This is a genomic window from Spirosoma panaciterrae DSM 21099, assembly GCF_000374025.1.
Classification (GTDB): domain Bacteria; phylum Bacteroidota; class Bacteroidia; order Cytophagales; family Spirosomataceae; genus Spirosoma; species Spirosoma panaciterrae.
On the sequence record NZ_KB893176.1, the window covers coordinates 10,893 to 29,939 of the forward strand.

At 51.0% G+C, this 19,047-nt stretch carries 11 protein-coding genes; all 11 read right to left on the minus strand.

Annotated features, from left to right (window positions below; all coding sequences use genetic code 11):
- Positions 1-42: 42 nt before the first annotated feature.
- The 11 genes from B153_RS0107605 to B153_RS0107660 all read right to left on the minus strand — a co-directional run bounded on the left by B153_RS0107605 (position 43) and on the right by B153_RS0107660 (position 18,993).
- Positions 43-3,543 (minus strand): VCBS repeat-containing protein, encoded by a 3,501-nt coding sequence (locus tag B153_RS0107605; protein ID WP_020596098.1) that lies wholly within the window; start codon positions 3,541-3,543, stop codon positions 43-45.
- A gap of 227 nt (positions 3,544-3,770) precedes the next feature.
- A complete protein-coding gene (locus B153_RS0107610) occupies positions 3,771-5,309 on the minus strand; it encodes a RagB/SusD family nutrient uptake outer membrane protein (RefSeq protein ID WP_020596099.1) in 1,539 nt (512 codons plus the stop codon).
- 33 nt (positions 5,310-5,342) lie between these two features.
- Positions 5,343-8,477 (minus strand): SusC/RagA family TonB-linked outer membrane protein, encoded by a 3,135-nt coding sequence (locus tag B153_RS0107615; protein ID WP_026261981.1) that lies wholly within the window; start codon positions 8,475-8,477, stop codon positions 5,343-5,345.
- Positions 8,478-9,061: 584 nt separating this feature from the next.
- Positions 9,062-10,951, minus strand: a complete 1,890-nt coding sequence (locus B153_RS0107625) for an aldolase/citrate lyase/malate synthase family protein (protein WP_020596102.1) — start codon at positions 10,949-10,951, stop codon at positions 9,062-9,064.
- A 102-nt stretch (positions 10,952-11,053) separates the two neighbouring features.
- Positions 11,054-11,662: a LutC/YkgG family protein gene (locus tag B153_RS0107630; protein WP_020596103.1), complete on the minus strand. Its 609-nt coding sequence runs from the start codon at positions 11,660-11,662 to the stop codon at positions 11,054-11,056.
- A 15-nt stretch (positions 11,663-11,677) separates the two neighbouring features.
- Complete coding sequence (locus B153_RS0107635; RefSeq protein WP_020596104.1) at positions 11,678-13,063, minus strand: lactate utilization protein B; 1,386 nt, start codon at positions 13,061-13,063, stop codon at positions 11,678-11,680.
- Complete coding sequence (locus tag B153_RS0107640) at positions 13,063-13,800, minus strand: (Fe-S)-binding protein (protein WP_020596105.1); 738 nt, start codon at positions 13,798-13,800, stop codon at positions 13,063-13,065. Before B153_RS0107640 ends, B153_RS0107635 begins: the two co-directional genes overlap by 1 nt.
- Before the next feature lie 98 nt (positions 13,801-13,898).
- A complete protein-coding gene (locus B153_RS0107645) occupies positions 13,899-15,164 on the minus strand; it encodes an MFS transporter (RefSeq protein WP_026261982.1) in 1,266 nt (421 codons plus the stop codon).
- An 89-nt stretch (positions 15,165-15,253) separates the two neighbouring features.
- Positions 15,254-16,720 carry an NAD-dependent succinate-semialdehyde dehydrogenase gene (locus B153_RS0107650; RefSeq protein WP_169518473.1) on the minus strand — a complete coding sequence of 489 codons (1,467 nt, stop codon included), beginning with the start codon at positions 16,718-16,720 and terminating at the stop codon, positions 15,254-15,256.
- An 8-nt stretch (positions 16,721-16,728) separates the two neighbouring features.
- Entirely contained in the window at positions 16,729-17,856 is a 1,128-nt protein-coding gene (locus B153_RS0107655) for a zinc-dependent alcohol dehydrogenase family protein (RefSeq protein WP_026261984.1), read from the minus strand.
- A 180-nt stretch (positions 17,857-18,036) separates the two neighbouring features.
- Positions 18,037-18,993: a D-2-hydroxyacid dehydrogenase gene (locus B153_RS0107660; RefSeq protein WP_020596109.1), complete on the minus strand. Its 957-nt coding sequence runs from the start codon at positions 18,991-18,993 to the stop codon at positions 18,037-18,039.
- Between the last annotated feature and the right edge of the window lie 54 nt (positions 18,994-19,047).

Genomic DNA, 19,047 nt, shown 5'->3' on the forward strand with positions numbered 1-19,047 from the left:
TAAATTGCTCTAAAAGACGCTATCCAACCTGATTAAGCACAGCTATTTCCTTGAAATACGTTCTTCCACTTGCATCTGATGAGGTATTAAACACCGATTCAGCCGTACGCCCTGTGAATTGACTGCTGTTATCAGCAGCATCTCCTTGTTTTTTCCAGTCAATAAAGCCGAAGTCCGGGCATCCCCCCGAATCACTAATCCACTCTCGGCCGGACTCAGGGGTTTAAAACGACCACGCCCGTCGCCCAGCAGTACTACACCCACAGAAGCATCTTCACGACCCATGTTGACTTCATTCGGATAAAAGTTTCCGGTCAATACAACATCTAATCGACCATCCTGATTAACATCCTGGGTAACAATACCAAAAACAGGAGCGGCCTGAGCCATTCCAGGTAGCGCGTGAAGCGCAAACTTACCGTTTCCCAGATTTTCGATATAGGCGCTTTGCAGGTAAGTAGCTTTCGCTTCATAGGCTCCGCTCCGATCGTCGGTAGTAAACAACTGATCGAATGTAACAGCCGTGTAATCCGCAAAACGCTGGTATTTACGCCGAAATTGGATAACCTGCTGGTTCAAAGCATCGCGCGGGACAGCCGGATAGCATACGCCATTGATGTAGTAGCCCATAAGCGGGTCCATTGTACCATCGCTGTTAAAATCCTTCGCCATGATGATCACGGGTTCCTGCTCCGAAGCCCGGTAGAGTGTGTTCAGCCCTTCGTTACCGGCTATATAATCCAGGTCGCCATCCTGATCGAAATCGCCCTGGGCGAGGCTGTTCCACCAGCCGGATGAAGCCGGAATCTGGATCGGTGTTGCTGTCCGAAAGGAGCCTTTGGTGTTTGTATAGATTGTCAGCGGCATCCATTCGCCCGCCAGTACGAGATCGGCCCAACCATCCCGGTCATAATCGGACCAGAGCGCCGAACACACCATACCAGCCTGCATCAGCGAGGGACATAGTTGCTGAGTGACGTCCACAAATCGATGCCCGTTTTCTGTTTCATCGTTTCGGAGCAGATAGCTACGGGCAGGTAGAGGGTATTTACCCGGTATCTGGCGACCGCCGACAAACAAATCCTGATCGCCGTCGTGGTCAAAATCGGTGGCTACGACGCAGGAACCACTACCCGATACATCCGGCAAGGTGCCAGTGGGTGCCAGACTAAAATCGCCCTTGCCGTTGTTGAGATACAATTGATCCTGATAAAAAGCTTTTTCGGTCGATGGGCGTTCATTGCCTCCGTGCACTACATACAAATCCAGATCGGCATCGCCATCGGCATCAAAAAATAGCGCACTGGTGGCTTCCTGATCGGTTGTAGCGGGAAATGGTCGTTTGATAAATCCGCCCCCTGCCGTTTGCCAGAACAGGCACGATGGACTGCCCCGGTAAGAGCCACCCATAAAACAATCGTCCAGCCCGTCGCCATTGACATCCCCCACCGCCAGCGCAAAGCCAGACCGGGATAGCATTTTATGCATGGCCGCCGTCTGTTTGAAATCGACGAAATCCGATTCCGTATGGATAAAATCAATCGGATACTGGTCCGTCACATCCGCAAAAAGTGGTTTACTAGCTCGAACGAAAGAAGGCTTAGCTCTCAAAGAAGCTTGCGTTTGCGAAAGCGTAAGCGCCTGATCGGCAGCAATGTTTTGTTTAGTTTCCACCCGGCCGTCGGGCCATTCGATGAGCAGAGAATCAATTTTAGTGTTCTTCCCGAAACCAATATGAAGCCGGGGATCGACCGACGACAAATACCCTCTAACCACCGACGCTTCACTGTATTGCATCGTGCCTCCTGCCCAGAGTGTTACCTTAGCCCCAACTCCCTGCCGATTGGCAGAACTCCCCTCCAATGAAATGGTCAGATAATGACCGCCTGGGTTTTGTTCCCGGCTCTGATTCCGATAAATGAAGGCTTCGCCATCCACATTGTTTACGGCCAGATCCAGATCGCCATCGTTGTCGAAATCAGCGTAAGCAGCCCCATTCGCATACGACTCGTCATGAAGGCCCCAGGCTTGCGAAACATCGTCAAAAGCCCCATCACCCCTATTTCGGAAAGCATAATGGGCAAGAGGGATCTCGGGAACCTTGTCGAGTAGCTCCAGACGTTTTTTTGTGTTGTATTCGGTGGTACCAAAGCCCGAAAAGTCTTCGGTAAAATTGATGAAATCGCGGTCGGTAACGTTTTTCCGGTAGCCATTGGTGATATAAATATCCTTCCGGCCGTCGTTATCAAAATCGGCCAGCAACGTTGCCCAACTCCAGTCCGTCTGCGCGACGCCTGCCATCAAACCCACTTCCGAAAAAAGTGGTGGGGAAGCATGGGGCACGGGGTTCGGGGCAGAGGGCATGGGGTAAGGAGCAATCTGGTTCAACCGCTGATCCCGCTGCCCCATGCCCTCTGCCCCATACCCTACACCCAGATTCATCTGAAGCGAGTTGCGCATGTACTGCATCTGATGGCCGAACTGGGGTGAAATACTCATCTGTTTCCGGTCATAGTCCTGTCCGCCCAGCATCATTTTTAGCCGTTCGTTCTCCTTCGGCAGCATGTCCAGTTGCATCAGGTCGGGCAATCCATCGTTGTTCAGATCGGCTGCATCAACGCCCATACCATACATACTGGTGTGGGTAGTTGCCTGCTTAATCACATTGGTGAAATGACCTTCCCCGTCGTTCTGATACAGGATGTCGCTGCTGGTGAAATCGTTGGAGCAGTAAATATCTGGATACCCATCTTTATTAAAATCGCTGATAACCAACCCTAAGCCGAGCTCGTCGTAGGTTATTCCGGCTTCTTTCGAAACGTCCTTAAAAACCGGGTGCCCCTTGGGGCCCGTTCCTTCATTGCGGTAAAGTTTACCCGTACTCGGGTGTGATCCGTCGGACACCACCGGGCGAACATGGGCCGGATTCTGAAAATCAGGAGCAGTATTGAGCAGGAAAACATCCAGGTCGCCATCCCGGTCGTAATCAAAAAAAGCGGATTGGGTGGTGAACGCGGGATCGGCCAGCCCGTAATCGGCGGCCATCTCTTTAAAAACCGGCTTACCGTTTTTTAGCCCCTGGTTGATAAACAACAGGTTTTCGGTATGCTTCAAGGCTGGGTGGCTGGCCACCGAAATGTACATATCCAGCCACCCATCCTGATTTATATCGACCATAGCCACTCCCGAACACCAGCGGTCGGTAGTCAAGCCAGCCGATTGGGTAATATCCTCAAACGAAAAGGCTTTCTCGCGCTGCTTTCCCTGATTCAGATAAAGTCGACAACTCACCTGATTGCCCGTAAAGACCAGGTCCATCAGTCCATCGTTGTTGACATCGCCAACCCCTACCCCACCCCCATTATAAAAATTGGTAAAGGTGAACCCATTCAAACGTTCAGTTGGTGTTAAGGCGTTGGTAAAGGTTACGTGGGTATGACCACTGGAGAGCCGCTCAAATCGTGTCGATGCCGATTGATGACAAGCCAGTAAGCTACTGGCTACTATCCCCATTCCAATCAGCCAAAACGGTATACGTCTCATAGAAGCATTTTGGTTCTCTTTAATATAACAATGACACCGGCATAACCGATGTCATTGTATAATAGTAATTAAAGTCATCCAATCTCTTCCTTTCAATTCAGGAAGAAGCTCTTTTTTGTCCTTCCGACCGGGACGCGGAGTCGAAGGAGGAATCTCAACGTTGTGTATTAATCAAGCTTGAGAACCCTCCTTCGACTCCGCGTCCCGGTCGGAAGGACAAAAAAGGTTTAATAACCAGGATTTTGACCTTTCAGGCCCACGTTCGGATTGTTGTCAATTTCCTGCTGAGGAATGGGCAGCAATTCATGTTTCCCTTTCTGGAAATAGGCAATAGGCTCGGTTTTCAATTTACCCAGTTTCCGCCAGCGCAGAATATCCCGGTTCCGAATTTCTTCACCATTCAGTTCAATCCGTCGTTCGTGTACAATGGCCGTAAATACCTGGTCTTTGGTCGAAACAGGGTAGTTGGCCGTCGGATACGCTGGCATGGATACGCTTGGTCGACTCCGAACCATGTTCAGATACGAAACGGCGCTGGTCAGATTGCCCAGTTCGTTTTCACACTCGGCCATCGACAGCAACGTTTCGGCATAGCGCATGATTCGCTGGTTGATACCGCCCGTTGTTGACGTACCGGCTTTGTACATCAGTGTAAATTTCCGCCAGCTTACCTTCTGTACCTTACCATCTACCGTTGAACTATTGCCGTTCTGGATTTCATCGGTCAGAATCGTCTGATCTTTGTTGTATTTATCGCCAGTCGTATACACCGATTTTGCATAGCGCGGATCCATTTTCGCGTCACCTTTGCTGGGTCGTTCGAATTCAGCCAACAGGCTATTCGACGGAATGATATTCCGCCAGCCAATGCCCGAATACTCCTGCGTCCGAACGGTTTCTTCGGCTCCTGCTGTGCCATCGCCATCGCCATTCCAGTTGAAATTACCGCCCGATGGCAGAAAATTTACTTCCCAGATCGACTCTTTGTTGAATTCACCCTCTTCGGTAAAATTGTCGTTATACTCATCCACCAGACCATAGGTTCCTGAGCTAATGATTTTCTGAAGTTCGGTTTTGGCATTGGTGTAGTCGCCCTGTTGCATATAAACCCGCGCCAGAAGCATCTGAGCAGCCCCTTTGGTAGCGCGTCCCTGATTGGCCGCATCGTAGGTAGCGGGCAGCGCATCCTGAGCCGCTTTCAGGTCGGCAATGATAAACGCGTACACATCGCCCTCCGATGCACGGGGCAACGAACCCGCTACCGATGTAACATAGTTTTTATAGAGCGGCACCCCACCCCACATACTTACCAGTTCAAAGTAAGCCCAGGCCCGTAGAAACTTGGCTTCGCCCACAGCCTGTGTGGCTACACTGGCCGTCAGGGCTTTGGCTACAGCCGCTTTATCCACCACGACATTAGCCCGGTGAATGATTCGGTAGGCCCCTGTCCAGACAGAACTTACCAGCGAGTTGTCGGTGCTATGTACCCCTAGCAACAACTGATTGCGCGGGGTTTCGAGCTGCCCACCTCCTGCCGCTACATCGTCGGATCGCAGATCGTGGGTAAAAAACCACTCACGAGCCACCAGGTTTGTCGATTGAAGGGCTGCATAAACCCCGTTGACCGCACTTCTGATTTGGACATCGTTTTGAAAATAACTGTCGGTCGTAACCGCGTTGGGATTTAGCTGATCCAGGCTTTTTTCATTACACCCAACCGCCAGGCCCAGCAATAAAACACCGATTGAGAAATAGTGCCTTTTCATAGAAAACGTATGCGTTAAAGTCGTTAAAGTCGGTTAGAACGTAATCTGAAGACCTGCCAGCAGGGTACGGGCCTGCGGGTAGTTTGAGTAGTCGATACCATTCCGCAGTAAGGTGTTATTTCGCGAACCAATTTCGGGATCGTAGCCCGTGTATTTGGTAAATGTGAGCAAGTTCTGACTCGATACATACACCCGAACTTTGTTCACGACACCACTCGTCAGACTGCCCAATGCCTTGGCCGGAATCGAGTAGCCAATGGTCAGGTTTTTAACCCGCATGTACGAGCCGTCTTCGATAAACCGATCCGAAGTCCGGCTGTTGTTGTTCGGATCACCGGCTACAGCCCGTGGCACATCGGTGTTCATATTGGTTGGCGTCCAGGCATTTAACACCGCAGGACCTGCATTGAACAGCCGCAGCATACCCTGCGTAACGACCTTCGTGCCGTTGTAAATTTTGTTGCCGTAAGTACCCTGCAAATACAAGGTGAAGTCGAAGTTTTTGTAAGATCCTGTAAAGTTGGCTCCGTAGTTGAACTTCGGCAGGTAGCTTCCCAGGTAGGTGCGGTCGTTGGCATCAATTTTACCATCGCCGTTCAGGTCCTTGAAGCGAATATCACCAGCCGATGTGTTTTTGGCCGGATTGTCGGCATCGCGCGAAGCAGGTCGGTTCTGAACAGGGGCGCTGTACACTTCGTCGACCGACTTAAAGATACCATCGACTACGTAGCCATAGAACGACTGAATCGGTTGACCCGCTTCGGTTTTGGTAATATCGGCCCCGCCATAGTCGGCATTCGAACCCGCGTAGATGGCAGCGGTCGGTGTGGCCAGACTCAGCACCCGGTTGCGGGTAATACCGATATTAGCCGACACATTCCCCCGGAAATCACCTTTGGCGTAGTTATAACCTGCCTGGAATTCGTAGCCCCAGTTTTTCATGCTGCCGATGTTGGCCACGGGTGCATTGCTGTAGCCAATCGAGTTAGGAATGGGAACACCCAGTATAAGCCCGTCGGTGAATCGGTTATAAACCTCGGCCGTAAACGTGAACTTGTTATTGAACAGGCCCAGATCGATACCTCCATTGACCATGTCGGTTGTTTCCCACTGCAATTCGGTATTACCCAGAGCATTAAAGTACGACCCAAGGCTAGTCGATGAGCCAAAAGGATACTGGGTTGCATCAGCCGACACAAGTGATTGCCAGGCGTAGTTTGGTATGCCATTGAAACCCGTCTTCCCATAGCTAACCCGTAGTTTTAGCTCCGACAAATTCGGCATATCTTTCATGAAGTTTTCCTGATTGATACGCCAGCCAACCGAAGCCGATGGGAAGTTACCCCACTTTTTGCCTGGTGCAAATAAGGAAGATCCATCCCGTCGAATCGACGCACTCAGCAAATACTTGCCTGCATAATCGTAATTGATACGGCCCACATAGGAGATCAGATCGATTTCAGACCGAGAGCTACTAACGGAGGGGTTGCTTATCCCCTGAATCACATCCAGGTCATTATTGGGCCGGTTACCTGATCCCGACATACCAGTTAAAAGTACTTTCTGGGTTTCAGCGACAGCCACGGCCGTAATGGTATGCTTCCCAAACGTTTTATCGAACGAAAGCTGATTGGTAATTGTCTGCGTAATATTCGTGTTGCGCGATTGCGAAACCGTAGACGATACCCGCTGAATATAACCGTCATTATAGATCGGGTTGAACGTACTACCGTTCGAGAAGCCCATATCAACGCCGTAATTGAACCGATATTTGAGGAAACTCGTCAGCCGAACATCCGCATAGACCGTAGCAAAGGCTTTCAGGAACTTCGTCCGGGTAACATCCATAGCCGGTGCCCGAAGGGGGTTCTCCGGGTCCGATCCATCGGCAGCCGTCGGAGCACTATACCCTCCTGCTTTGGTCGGGTCCGTCGTGGGCCAGTAGGGCATCATCCGAAGGGCGTGCATCAGTTGCGAACGGTCGCCGGTGGTTTCGCCCCGCTGGTTGCTGTAGGAAGCTGTCAGGGTCTGACCAATCGACAGGAATTTGGATACCTGATGGTCGGAATTGAGCCGTAACGAACCGCGCTCGAAGTCGGTTCCGATCATAATCCCATCCTGTTTGAAATAGCTACCCGATGCAAAGAAGCGGGATACCGCATTACCACCCGATAGAGAAAGCTGATGCTGCGCAATCGGTGCGTTGCGGAAAAGTTCGTTTTGCCAGTTGGTTTCCGTCTGGGCAAAGGTCTGGGTAGCCCCGTCGTAGATGGGTGTATTCAGGTTATTCAGTCGCGAGGGGAGCGCAATACCAGCGTTGGATGTCAGTGCTTTGGCATACTGCACATACTGATCCCGGTTCAGCACATCTATTTTATGCGATGCGCTTTGCGTACCCACGTACGAATCCAGCGTGATGCGAATTTTGCTGTCGCGGCTTCCTTTTTTGGTTGTGATCAGGATAACCCCATTAGCCGCCCGTGACCCATAAATAGCTGCCGAACTAGCATCTTTCAACACCTCCAGCGATTCGATGTCATTGGTATTGAAGCTATTCAGATCGCCAGTGGGTACCCCATCGATCACATACAAGGGACCTGACCCGTAGCTGATTGACCCAATCCCCCGAATTTGCACGATGGGCGAGCTTCCCGGTCCACCGTTGTTCACGACTGATACACCCGGTACCCGGCCCTGAAGGGCGGAGGCTACGTTGGGAACGGGCAAAGCGGTGAGTTCTTTGGGGGTTACAGTCGATACGGCCCCCGTCAGCGAAGAGCGTTTCTGGGTACCATAACCCACGACAACGACCTCTTCCAGCGAACCGGCATCGGCTTCCAGCGACACGTTGACTATGCTCTGGTTACCAACCGTGATTTCCTGTTTTTTATAACCAATATAGCTGAATACCAGCACTGAATTGCCGTTCGGTACATCGATTCGGTACGTTCCCCGGGTATCGCTGGTTGTACCACGTGTGGTGCCTCTAATCTGAATATTTACGCCCACTAAAGGGCTTCCTTTTTCATCCAGCACAGTACCTGTCACTGGCTGGTCGGCTGGTCTGGCCCAGGTCGTCGTAATCAGGCAATTGATTAAAACGAACAGTGCAAAACCCTGCCTCATGATTTTAATCACTAACGCATGGAATTGTAGTTGGTTTGGCATAATTTTAAGGGTTTGTCGGTTTAGCAACGGCAAAAAAAATCCCTGCATCCGTTTTTCGGACGTCTTTCTCGCGATTGTACAGGGGATTACTTAGTGAGTCAGTAATGTTGGCGCATTACTGACTTTTTTTATGCATATACGTTATACGATGGGCATAGGCAGAAAAAGGGGGTTAGAACGGTTGAACAGGGCATATAGTCTATAAATCAGAACGGGTACGTATCCTACTAGTTACCAAAACTCTAAAAGATAGATTTGTAACTATACTCAAATGGAAATTGCTTCTTATTTTTTTACTTAGGCATGTAGTTAGTTTACACACCAAATAATCTATTAACTACCTAATATCGATTACGCTAAGCGGCCTCTATATGTATGTTGACGAAAGTCGGTATTATTTTTCCTAGCACAAATATCACAATAAATTTATCATTTGCAATCGGTTGCATAATTTTTATAATATATAGCATATAGCAGGTAAAAAAGCTTCTAGTGGTTAAAACTCCATTAAAAGCAACGGGGGTATGATTCCTAATAACTAGAAATCATACCCCCGCTTAGATAAACACTCGACTATGTAGGACTTAGCTGACAGCAAAATCGAGATTCTCGGTGATGCGTTTCCCTTCGCTGGCCAGTGTATCCATGTACAGCCGGATACGGTCCTGTGCTTCTGCTAAGTCCATATTATTCAGATTGATATTCAGCAGGTCGATAAACCAGGGTGCTTTTTCAGGGCTGAGCACATAAACCGTCGCGATTTCCTTTGCAATCGGCAAGGTTGTGGTTTTCGATGCGTCGAATACGTCTTTATTACTAGCCTCCAGCAACTTATCGTATTCCTGTTCCAGCAAGGTATTGAACAGGGATTCGGAAAACGTATCCCCCGCTTTAACCCCAATGTCAGGATCGTCTTCGGTCAGAACAGCCCCTTTATGCAGCCATTCCCACAGAATACTCAACCGGATTTCGCCCGTGGCCATGTCTTCCATCAGGTACAGAATATCGTCGTTGCCGAAGAAATCGGCGGCTTTCAGGGCGGCTGCCTGCATTCCCTGACCAAAGGCATTCCCGTATTGCAGAGCCACACTCAGCAGGTTACGCGCTCCACGAATATCACGGGGAGCCGGTTCGATCAGGATTAAGCCATCGGCATCAGCCTGCGTGTAGGTCAGTGGCGGAAACGAGCGCCCGAGTTGATTGGCTTCGCCTACCTTTTCCCAAACGGGCCGGACGATGTGTACCATTTTCCAGTGAGCCACCCATTTGCCGCTGGCCCCTTCGCGCTGTTCGCGCTCGGCACCAGCCACCGCCTTCGCCATACTGGCCGATACGCCCGCTTCGGAACCTACCGGAATATTCGGCTCCATACCGCCCTGCCAAAGGGCAAAATTGCCGTTGCTGTCGGGTGTATTGACGGCCCGGCGAACGCGGTCTTCGTAATTCCGCATGTAGCCGTAGGTCATCGTGATGGCTTCGATGTTCGGGTTAACGAAGCTTTTATCCCATGCCATCGCATCCGATACACTGTTGATATAATCCCAACGGCCCGTATTGAAACCGACAAAATGCTTGCCCAAAGCCGCCCGAATTTCCATCAACTGGTGCGTTGCTTCCAACTGCTCGACCAGTACGTATACCCTGATAGTGCCAACTGGCAGGCCAATATGGATTTCGAGCGCGCTAAGTAGCTCGTTCCACACTCCGGCTTCTTCGGCTGTCTGGATTTTGGGTAGGTACATCACAATGGATGAACCCGCCTGTTGCAACGCCTGATAATTGTTTACGACATACAACGTCGCATCGACAATCGACGCGGCCATGGCTACACCATCCCCATCCCGAATGTGGCGATCATCAAGATGGAGGCCGCGCGCCCGGAAAATTTTGGTGGTGAAATTGAGTTGCTCCTCCCAGTTGTCGATTGTTTTTCGCCCCAGAAACGACTCGGCCCATTTGTTCATTTCGGCCGCTACCTGTTCGGCTACCTTCAGGAATATTGGATCTTTATGAATCGCCAGTTTCAGATTCCGCTGGTTATCGAGCGACATGGTAGTAATCTGCCCCAGCGCGTCTTCGCCATCGAACATCCAGCCATCAGCCCCCGACAGCAAGGCATACGCCACATTTCGGATGCTACTCTCGACGGGTGCGTTGGGTTTGGCTGCCGGGCCGGTTCCCTGTATCCATTGCCGTTGTAGATCGGACGGAACCGGGGCTCCTTCGAACTTCCCATCGCGAGCGTCCTGCACCTTGATGGATGTACCCGGAATCAGACTCTCGGGGTCCAGAAAACTAATCCGGGTTTTTGATGCCTGACGGGCAGCCCGGCGTTTCATTCGAGCGTCCATCACCTCTTTTATGCGTTTGTTAAACGGGGCCAGGGCCGAGAGCGCATCGATGGCCTCATGAGTATATACGTCGGAATAGGTCTCGTTCAGGTTGTCACGAATGGAGATCAAGTGAGTTAGCATAGCCAAAAATGTAAAATGGATGTAAAAAATAACCGCGAGGACGCTATAGGCGCAAGGAATGAACAACTACTCGTTGCGTCTTCGCGTCTTTGCGGTGTACTGCTAATCGGTATTGAGTATTGTATCCTGTTCCAGCACAAATACGGTCATTGAGATAGGGCCGTGTGCGCCTAATACTAATGCCTGTTCAATGTCGGCGGTTTTTGAAGGCCCCCCAATAAAAGCGGCAAAGCCGTAGTCGCCCGCACCGATTTTCGCATAGGCTTCGTGGAGCGTAGGAACGATTCGTTCGGCGGGGATAACCACCACCAGATGCTGACAGATGTAGGGAACAATACGTTGGCCCATGCGCTGTTCGGGCAACCAGACGGCCCCATTTTCTGCAACAGCCAGTTCGGCCTCGATCACGGCAACCTCAACGTCATCGAATGTATGCGGGTCAATGTCCATCGACAGGCGTTCAAACACATCGCTTAACTCTGGCAGGGACGTAATGATGCGTTGGCTCGTATCAAAATTTTCGGCAATCAGATGTTTGATTTCGGCAAAACCCTTAACCCGAAAAGCTTTGCCGCCAATCCCGGTAAACACCTCACTGTATGTTTGCACAACATTCTGATTCTTCCCTGTAAAGGCACTCATATCGGGCAATGGGCTGGCAGAAGGCTGATTTTTCAACACGTCAGCCAGGATGCGTTCTCTCGTGCTCATAATGTCAGTTTAAACCTATTTGACCTCATCCTTTCCATGCTTCGCGTACCATTCTCCAAACGATTCCTTCGGACTGTCGGGCATGTCGCGTTGTTTGTACCAGGGATTGAATTTGTTGTTGACCGCAAACGGGATGTTGTTCAGAACCCACCGTCCGGCTTTACCAATGGTCGAATACGACGTGGGTGAGGATAAGGTCCAGGCCATCGCTTTGATACCGAGCACCTTTGTATTGGCTGCATACCCTTCCTGCACAATTACCTGCCGCCATTTATATAACTGCTCATGAATGTTGATCTTGACCGGACAAACGTTGGAACAGGAACCGCAAAGGGTGGACGCAAACGGCAGATCGGCATGTTTACGCATATCCAGATTCGGAGCCAGAATAGCCCCAATGGGCCCGGCAACGGTATTGTGGTAGCTAAGCCCCCCACTTTTCCGATAGACAGGGCACGTATTCATGCAACTTCCGCAACGGATGCACTTCAGCGAATCCCGGAAATCGGGACGGCCCAACTGACGGCTTCGCCCCATATCGACCAGGATCAGGTGCATTTCCTGTCCTTTACGCGGCTTTTTGAAATGGCTCGAATAAATCGTGATCGGTTGTCCGGTAGCACTACGGGCCAGCAATCGCAGGAAAATTCCCAGGTGCTTCTTCTGCGGGATAATCTTTTCAATGCCCATCGACGAAATCTGGACTTCCGATAAATGGGCGCCCATATCAGCATTCCCTTCGTTGGTACAGACTACATATTCGCCCGTTTCGGCTACGGCAAAATTGACGCCTGTAAGGGCGGCCCGACGGGTCACAAACACATTGCGCAGATGTCGACGGGCAAACCGGGTGAGCGTCGTCGGGTCCGATACGCCTTTTTCGGTGCCCAGGTGCTCGTGGAAGATTTCTCCGATTTCCTCTTTGCGTTTATGAATACAGGGCAGCACAATGTGGCTGGGCGGCTCATTGTCCAATTGTTGAATGTATTCGCCCAGGTCGGAGTTGATTACGTCGATGCCGCGTTCGATGAGGTATTCGTTCAGGTGGCACTCTTCCGTGAGCATGGATTTGCTCTTGACCATCTGCTCGATGCCTTTTTCCTTCAGGATCGAATACACAATGGCATTATGCTCTTCGGCATCGGCTGCCCAGTGGACCTTAATACCATTCTTTGTTACGTTGGCTTCGAACTCCAGCAGGTAGTCATGCAGATTCGACAGTACATTGTTTTTGATCTGCGAGGCCGCTTCGCGTAGAGCTTCCCACTCCGGTATGTTTTTGGCCGCCATATCGCGCTTTTGCCGAATCCACCAGAGCGCTCCATCGTGCCAGTCGACGCGTTCTTCATCTTTGATAAACTCTTCGGCCAGGGCTGCGTGGTCTTTTTCTGCTTTTTCCATTACCGGGTCGCGTTTAAAATTTCAGCAATGTGTACCGCTTTTACGGCGCTTTTACTCCGTTGCAAAATCCCCTCCATGTGCATCAGGCAGGATAGGTCGACCGAGGTAATGTATTCGGCCCCGTGCCGGACATGATCCGACACCCGATCTTTTCCCATCTTCACGGATACCGCTTCTTCGGCCACGCAGAACGTACCACCAAATCCACAGCATTCGTCGGGGCGCTCCAGGGTCACCAGTTCCAGACCATCCACCATATTCAGCAGCCGAACCGGCTTGGAAAACGGAGCCGCGTTGAGTTCGCTCATCTGGGCCAAATGCAATCCCCGTAACCCATGACAGCTCTGGTGAATCCCTACTTTATGCGGGAAACGAGCCGCTAGCTTATCGATTTTTAATACATCGGTCAGAAATTCTACCAGTTCGTACGTTTTAGCGCGGACCCGCTCCGCCTTAGCTGGCTCTTCGTCCGAATGCAGGTGATCTTTCACGTGCAATACACAACTGGCCGACGGGGCGACGATGTAATCGAACTCCGCAAAATTTTCCAGAAACAGGTTATTGCATTCCTGCGTCAGATGTTCGAATCCTGAGTTTGCCATCGGCTGGCCACAACAGGTCTGACGCGGTGGGTACACCACCTTTACCCCTACTTTTTGCAGCAATTGCAGGGTAGCAATGGCCGCGTTGGGATAAAACTGATTAACGTAACAGGGTATAAAAAGTCCGACAGTCATGGCATGTAAGGCTTACTTCGTTGCTTACCCAAAGAAGTATACCAAATGGGTTTTACTAATCAATGGTTAATTACTTTTAGAACCAATCAGGCAGGCGGTTAATGCTCCAGAAAATCCAGGTCTTTCCCAAATGTTTCTTCCATTTTCCACAGGCCCAGATACGCGATGGAGATGGTCAGTAGACCCAGTAAAGCGGCTCCGTTAACAATCCCCAGCTCCCCTTTGAAAAGCAGAAATAGAGGGGTCATGATGTTGATGCTTCCCCGAACAAAATTGGGTACGGTCGTCGCTACGGTAGCGCGGAGATTGGTGCCAAACTGCTCAGCGGCAATGGTAACAAATAACGCCCAGTACCCTACCCCAACACCTAAACCTACACAGATGGTATAGAACACCGCTGCCGACTGAAAAGGCACGTACAGATAGACCGCCACCAGCACTGCCGTTAGCAGCAGAAATAACCCCAGCACTTTTTTCCGGCTGTTCATGTACTGGCTAAATATCCCACTGGACAGATCACCAATCGACAGGCCGATGTATTCCCACATGACGGCTTTGCCCGCTACGATGGGTTCACTCAGGTGCAGGGCTTTTCCGAACTCAGGCGAAAACGTCATCAGGATACCGGCCACAAACCAGACCGGAAGGCCAATCAGGATACAGCGAATGTATTTATTGAACTGGCTCCAGGACGAAAATAACTTCATGAAGTTGCCTCTGGAAACCGTTTCCCGTTCTTTAACACTGGTGAATATGCCCGATTCGATTACGCTGACCCGCATCAGCAGCAGCAACAGCCCTAAACCGCCCCCAATGAAGTAGGCATTTCGCCAGGCAAACATATCGGCAATGAAATAGGCCAGTACCGCCCCTAACAGCCCAACCGACGCCACCAGTGAGGTACCATACCCCCGGATTTCTTTGGGAAGAATTTCGGCTACCAGCGTGATACCCGCTCCCAGTTCGCCAGCCAGACCGATACCGGCAATGAACCGCAGCAATGCGTACTGATCGACCGAGGTGACTACGCCGTTGGCAATATTGGCTAACGAATAAATCAGGATAGACCCAAACAAGACCGACAGCCGTCCCCGCTTATCGCCCAGAATCCCCCAGATAATCCCCCCGACCAACAGCCCTGCCATCTGCATATTGATGAGGTAGATTCCGGTGGGTAGCATATCCGCATCACCAACCCCAAGGTCTTTCAGGCTTTGCACCCGAACAATACTGAACAGCAGCAAGTCGTAGATGTCGACGAAGTACCCCAGTGCCGCTACGATGACGGGGATTTGCAGCAACTGGCGAATCAGCGATGTACGACTCACGGTTGTTGGTTTATTCTTGTAAATGGGCTCAGTCATGTTTCGTTTGGGTTTACTGGCGAATTTGTCATCCCGACGAAGGAGGGATGACAAAGCCTTCATTTGTAACCGTTATCAATCAAAGGACTTTACAGGCCGCCAAAGCACATGTATTTGATTTCGGTAAAGTAGTCCATACCGTACTTGGAGCCTTCCCGCCCAATACCGGATTCTTTAACACCCCCAAAGGGAGCCACTTCGGTCGAAATCATGCCTTCGTTGATGCCCACCATACCGTAATCCAACGCTTCGGCCACCCGCCAGCAACGGGTAATGTCTTTGCTGTAGAAATAGGCTGCCAGTCCGTAAGGCGTATCGTTTGCCTGCCGAATCACCTCCTGTTCGTCGGTAAACCGGAAGATGGGTGCTACCGGGCCAAACACTTCATCCTGAGCAATGATCATATCAGATGTAGCATCGGTCAGGATCGTTGGCTGAAAAAACAGGCCGTCCAGTTCATGCCCACCCATTTGCACATGAGCCCCTTTAGCCAACGCGTCGGCCACATGACGTTTTACTTTATCAAGCCCTTTTTCATTGATCAGCGGCCCAATCTGCGACTGGCTGTCCAGCCCATTCCCTACCTGCAAGGCACCTACCGCCTTCGACAGCTTTTCGACAAACGCATCGTAGACGGCATCATGCACATACAGTCGGTTGACACATACGCAGGTTTGGCCGCTATTACGAAACTTCGACGCCATAGCACCTTTCACAGCGGCATCCAGGTCGGCATCTTCAAAGACAATAAAAGGTGCATTACCCCCGAGTTCGAGTGAGATTTTTTTCAAATTCGACGCACACTGCTTCATCAGGAGCTTGCCCGTAGCTGTCGAACCAGTAAATGATAGCTTGCGGACTTTACTGTTTTCGCAAAGCTCCAGGCCAACTTCCGCATTTTTTGAGGTAGTGATGGTATTGTACACGCCCGGTGGAAAACCTGCTTTTTCGGCTAATTCGGCGACCGCTAAAGCAGTCAATGGGGTTTCGGAAGGGGGCTTCACAATGACCGGGCAGCCAGCCGCCAGCGCCGGACCCACTTTGCGGGTAATCATGGCCAGCGGGAAGTTCCAGGGCGTAATGGTAGCGACCACTCCGATAGACTGTTTGATCGTAACCAGCCGCTTGTCTTTGGTATTGGCCGGAATCACATCGCCATAGGTTCGACGGGCTTCTTCGGCAAACCACTCGATGAACGACGCGCCATAATCGACTTCGCCCCGGCTTTCGGAGATCACTTTGCCGCACTCCATAGTCATGAGCCGGGCCAGTTCGTCCTTATTTTCCAGAATCAGCGCGAACCATTTCTTGAGCAACGTAGCCCGTTCTTTGGCCGTCAGCTCACGGAAGGCAGGCCAGGCTGCGTGGGCCGCTTCGATGGCCTGTCGCACATCGCTTTGATCCATATCCGTAACCGACGCAATTACCTCGCCCGTAGCCGGGTTGGTTACGTCGAAGGTATTCCCACTGGCGGCATTCACCCATTGGCCGTTCACATACCCCTGCGTTCGAATAAGCGAATTCAACGCCATACGGTCTTCGGAAGTGGTCATCATGTTTATCGTTAAAAAGTGATTATCTGGCGAATGGCTTCTCCCTTCGCCAGTCGTTCAAATCCTTCGTTTATATCGTCCAGACGGATTTTGTGCGTCATCAGTTTATCGACGGGCAGCCGACCAGCCTGATAGAGTGAAATGTAAGCCGGAATATCCCGCGCCGGAACACAACTGCCGATGTATGAACCCTGCAGTGTACGTTCGTCGGCCACCAGCTTAGTTGGTGACAATTGCAACATCTTACTGGGGTGCGGCAACCCAGCCGTAACGGTTTTGCCACCCCGCCCGGTTGCGTTATAGGTAAACTCCAGCGCAGGAACCACCCCAGCAAACTCGAATCCAATATCGACCCCACCGCGTGTCAGGTCTTTCACCTGCTCAACGGCATTCGCTTCCGACGAATCGACCACATGATGCGCACCCAGTTCCAGAGCTTTAGCAAGTTTGTCTTTGTTAACATCGGCCACAATGATTTTACTGGCCCCACCGGCCAACGCGCCCAGCAACGCAGCAAAGCCGATTCCGCCCATGCCCGTAATGAGTACAGTTTGGCCAAGGGTCAGTTTGGCCGTATTGATCACCGCCCCTACGCCCGTCATGATGGCACATCCAAAAAGGGCGGCAATATCGAAGGGTAGGGTTGGGTCGATTTTTACGATGGACTTGCGCGATACCACGCTGTATTCGGCAAAACCCGACACGCCCATGTGGTGATGAACCGGGTGCTGGTGCTCATCCTGCAGGCGCATGCCACCGTTCATTAATTCGCCTTTGTTGTTGGCAGCCAATCCATTGTCGCAAAGGGCCGGGCGTCCGGTCATGCAGGGCATACAATGGCCGCAAATGGGCAGAAATGAAAACACGATGTGATCGCCAACAGCCAGGTCATGAACACCCGGCCCCAGCTCGACCACTTCACCAGCGGCTTCGTGCCCAAGTGCCATCGGCATTTGTCGCGGGCGGTTCCCATCGATTACCGACAGATCGGAATGGCACAGTCCGGCGGCCCTGATTTTTACTAGTACTTCGCCCTCCTGCGGTGCCTGTAAGTCAAGTTCCTGAATCGTCAGTGGTTTGCTGGTGGTGTAGGGGCGCTCCTTGCCCATTTCGTGTAATACGGCTGCCCTAATTTTCATATACTAGTTATGTAAGAACTCAACCTAAAATAGTCAAATACTTTTTTTGTCATCCCGACGCAGGAGGGATCTTCTGTAGCCGGAAGCTTTTAAGCCTTACCCAAAGATCCCTCCTGCGTCGGGATGACAAAAAAAGCTAATGTATTTTGACCTGACCTACTTGGTGATTAATAGCACTATTTACGCGTTAGCTAGTGACGACTCCGTTTTCAAAAACGCTTCGATGTTCTGGCCGACCTTCTCCATCAGCAGCGTTCGGGCTTCGATACTGGCCCAGGTGACGTGGGGTGTGAGGGCCAGTCGCTCTTTATGTTTTACGTGCAAAAGTGGATTATCGGGCAAAATGGGCTCTTTGGTAAACACGTCGATACCAGCGGCCGCAATCAGCCCTTCGTCCAGCGCCCTGGCCAGATCAGCTTCGTTGACAATACCCCCCCGACCTACGTTGAGCAGAATGGCCGATTTTTTCATCTGGACCAATCGGTCGTAATTGATAAAATTGGCCGTGTTTTCGTTTAAAGGGGCGTGGATAGAAACAATATCGCAGGTTCGTAAAAACTCATCCAGTTCCAGTCGCAGATAGGGTTGCTGAGTATTCTGCCCAGACGTAGAGTAGTACACCACTTCGCAACCAAACGCATACGCAATTTTGGCTACCTGCCGACCAATATTCCCCAGGCCAACAATGCCAAATCGCTTGCCGGCCAGTTCCCAGAAACCCGGTCCAAAATGGGTGAATATATCAGTTTTAGCGTATTCACCGTCTTTCACATAGTGATCAAAATAGGGGACATTGACCAGTAGGTGCAGTAGAATGGCAAACGTGCCCTGGGTAACGCTCTGCGTCGAATAATCCATGGCGTTCTTTACCGGAATGCCTCGTTTTTCAGCCGCTTCTTTATCAACATTGTTGGTGCCAGTGGCGGCAATACAGATCAGCTTTAGCTTAGGCGACTGTTCGATGATGGCTTTATCCAGCACCACCTTATTCGAGACAACAACATCGGCATCCCTGATTCGACCCAGCGTTTGATCGGGTTGGGTGGTTTCGTAGTACGTCACCCGACCAAATTTCTCCAGCAGATTCAGATTCGGAATATCACCAATGGTTTTCGTATCCAGAAACACTAATTCCATAGAAGGGGATCGTAAATGGTACTGAGGGAAAGACTGCGAATGGGTTGAAAATAC

Coding starts and splice junctions, on each gene's coding strand:
- B153_RS0107605 (WP_020596098.1), bottom strand. CDS start 3,543: ATGAGACGTATACCGTTTTGGCTGATTGGAATGGGGATAGTAGCCAGT.
- B153_RS0107610 (WP_020596099.1), bottom strand. CDS start 5,309: ATGAAAAGGCACTATTTCTCAATCGGTGTTTTATTGCTGGGCCTGGCG.
- B153_RS0107615 (WP_026261981.1), bottom strand. CDS start 8,477: ATGCCAAACCAACTACAATTCCATGCGTTAGTGATTAAAATCATGAGG.
- B153_RS0107625 (WP_020596102.1), bottom strand. CDS start 10,951: ATGCTAACTCACTTGATCTCCATTCGTGACAACCTGAACGAGACCTAT.
- B153_RS0107630 (WP_020596103.1), bottom strand. CDS start 11,662: ATGAGCACGAGAGAACGCATCCTGGCTGACGTGTTGAAAAATCAGCCT.
- B153_RS0107635 (WP_020596104.1), bottom strand. CDS start 13,063: ATGGAAAAAGCAGAAAAAGACCACGCAGCCCTGGCCGAAGAGTTTATC.
- B153_RS0107640 (WP_020596105.1), bottom strand. CDS start 13,800: ATGACTGTCGGACTTTTTATACCCTGTTACGTTAATCAGTTTTATCCC.
- B153_RS0107645 (WP_026261982.1), bottom strand. CDS start 15,164: ATGACTGAGCCCATTTACAAGAATAAACCAACAACCGTGAGTCGTACA.
- B153_RS0107650 (WP_169518473.1), bottom strand. CDS start 16,720: ATGATGACCACTTCCGAAGACCGTATGGCGTTGAATTCGCTTATTCGA.
- B153_RS0107655 (WP_026261984.1), bottom strand. CDS start 17,856: ATGAAAATTAGGGCAGCCGTATTACACGAAATGGGCAAGGAGCGCCCC.
- B153_RS0107660 (WP_020596109.1), bottom strand. CDS start 18,993: ATGGAATTAGTGTTTCTGGATACGAAAACCATTGGTGATATTCCGAAT.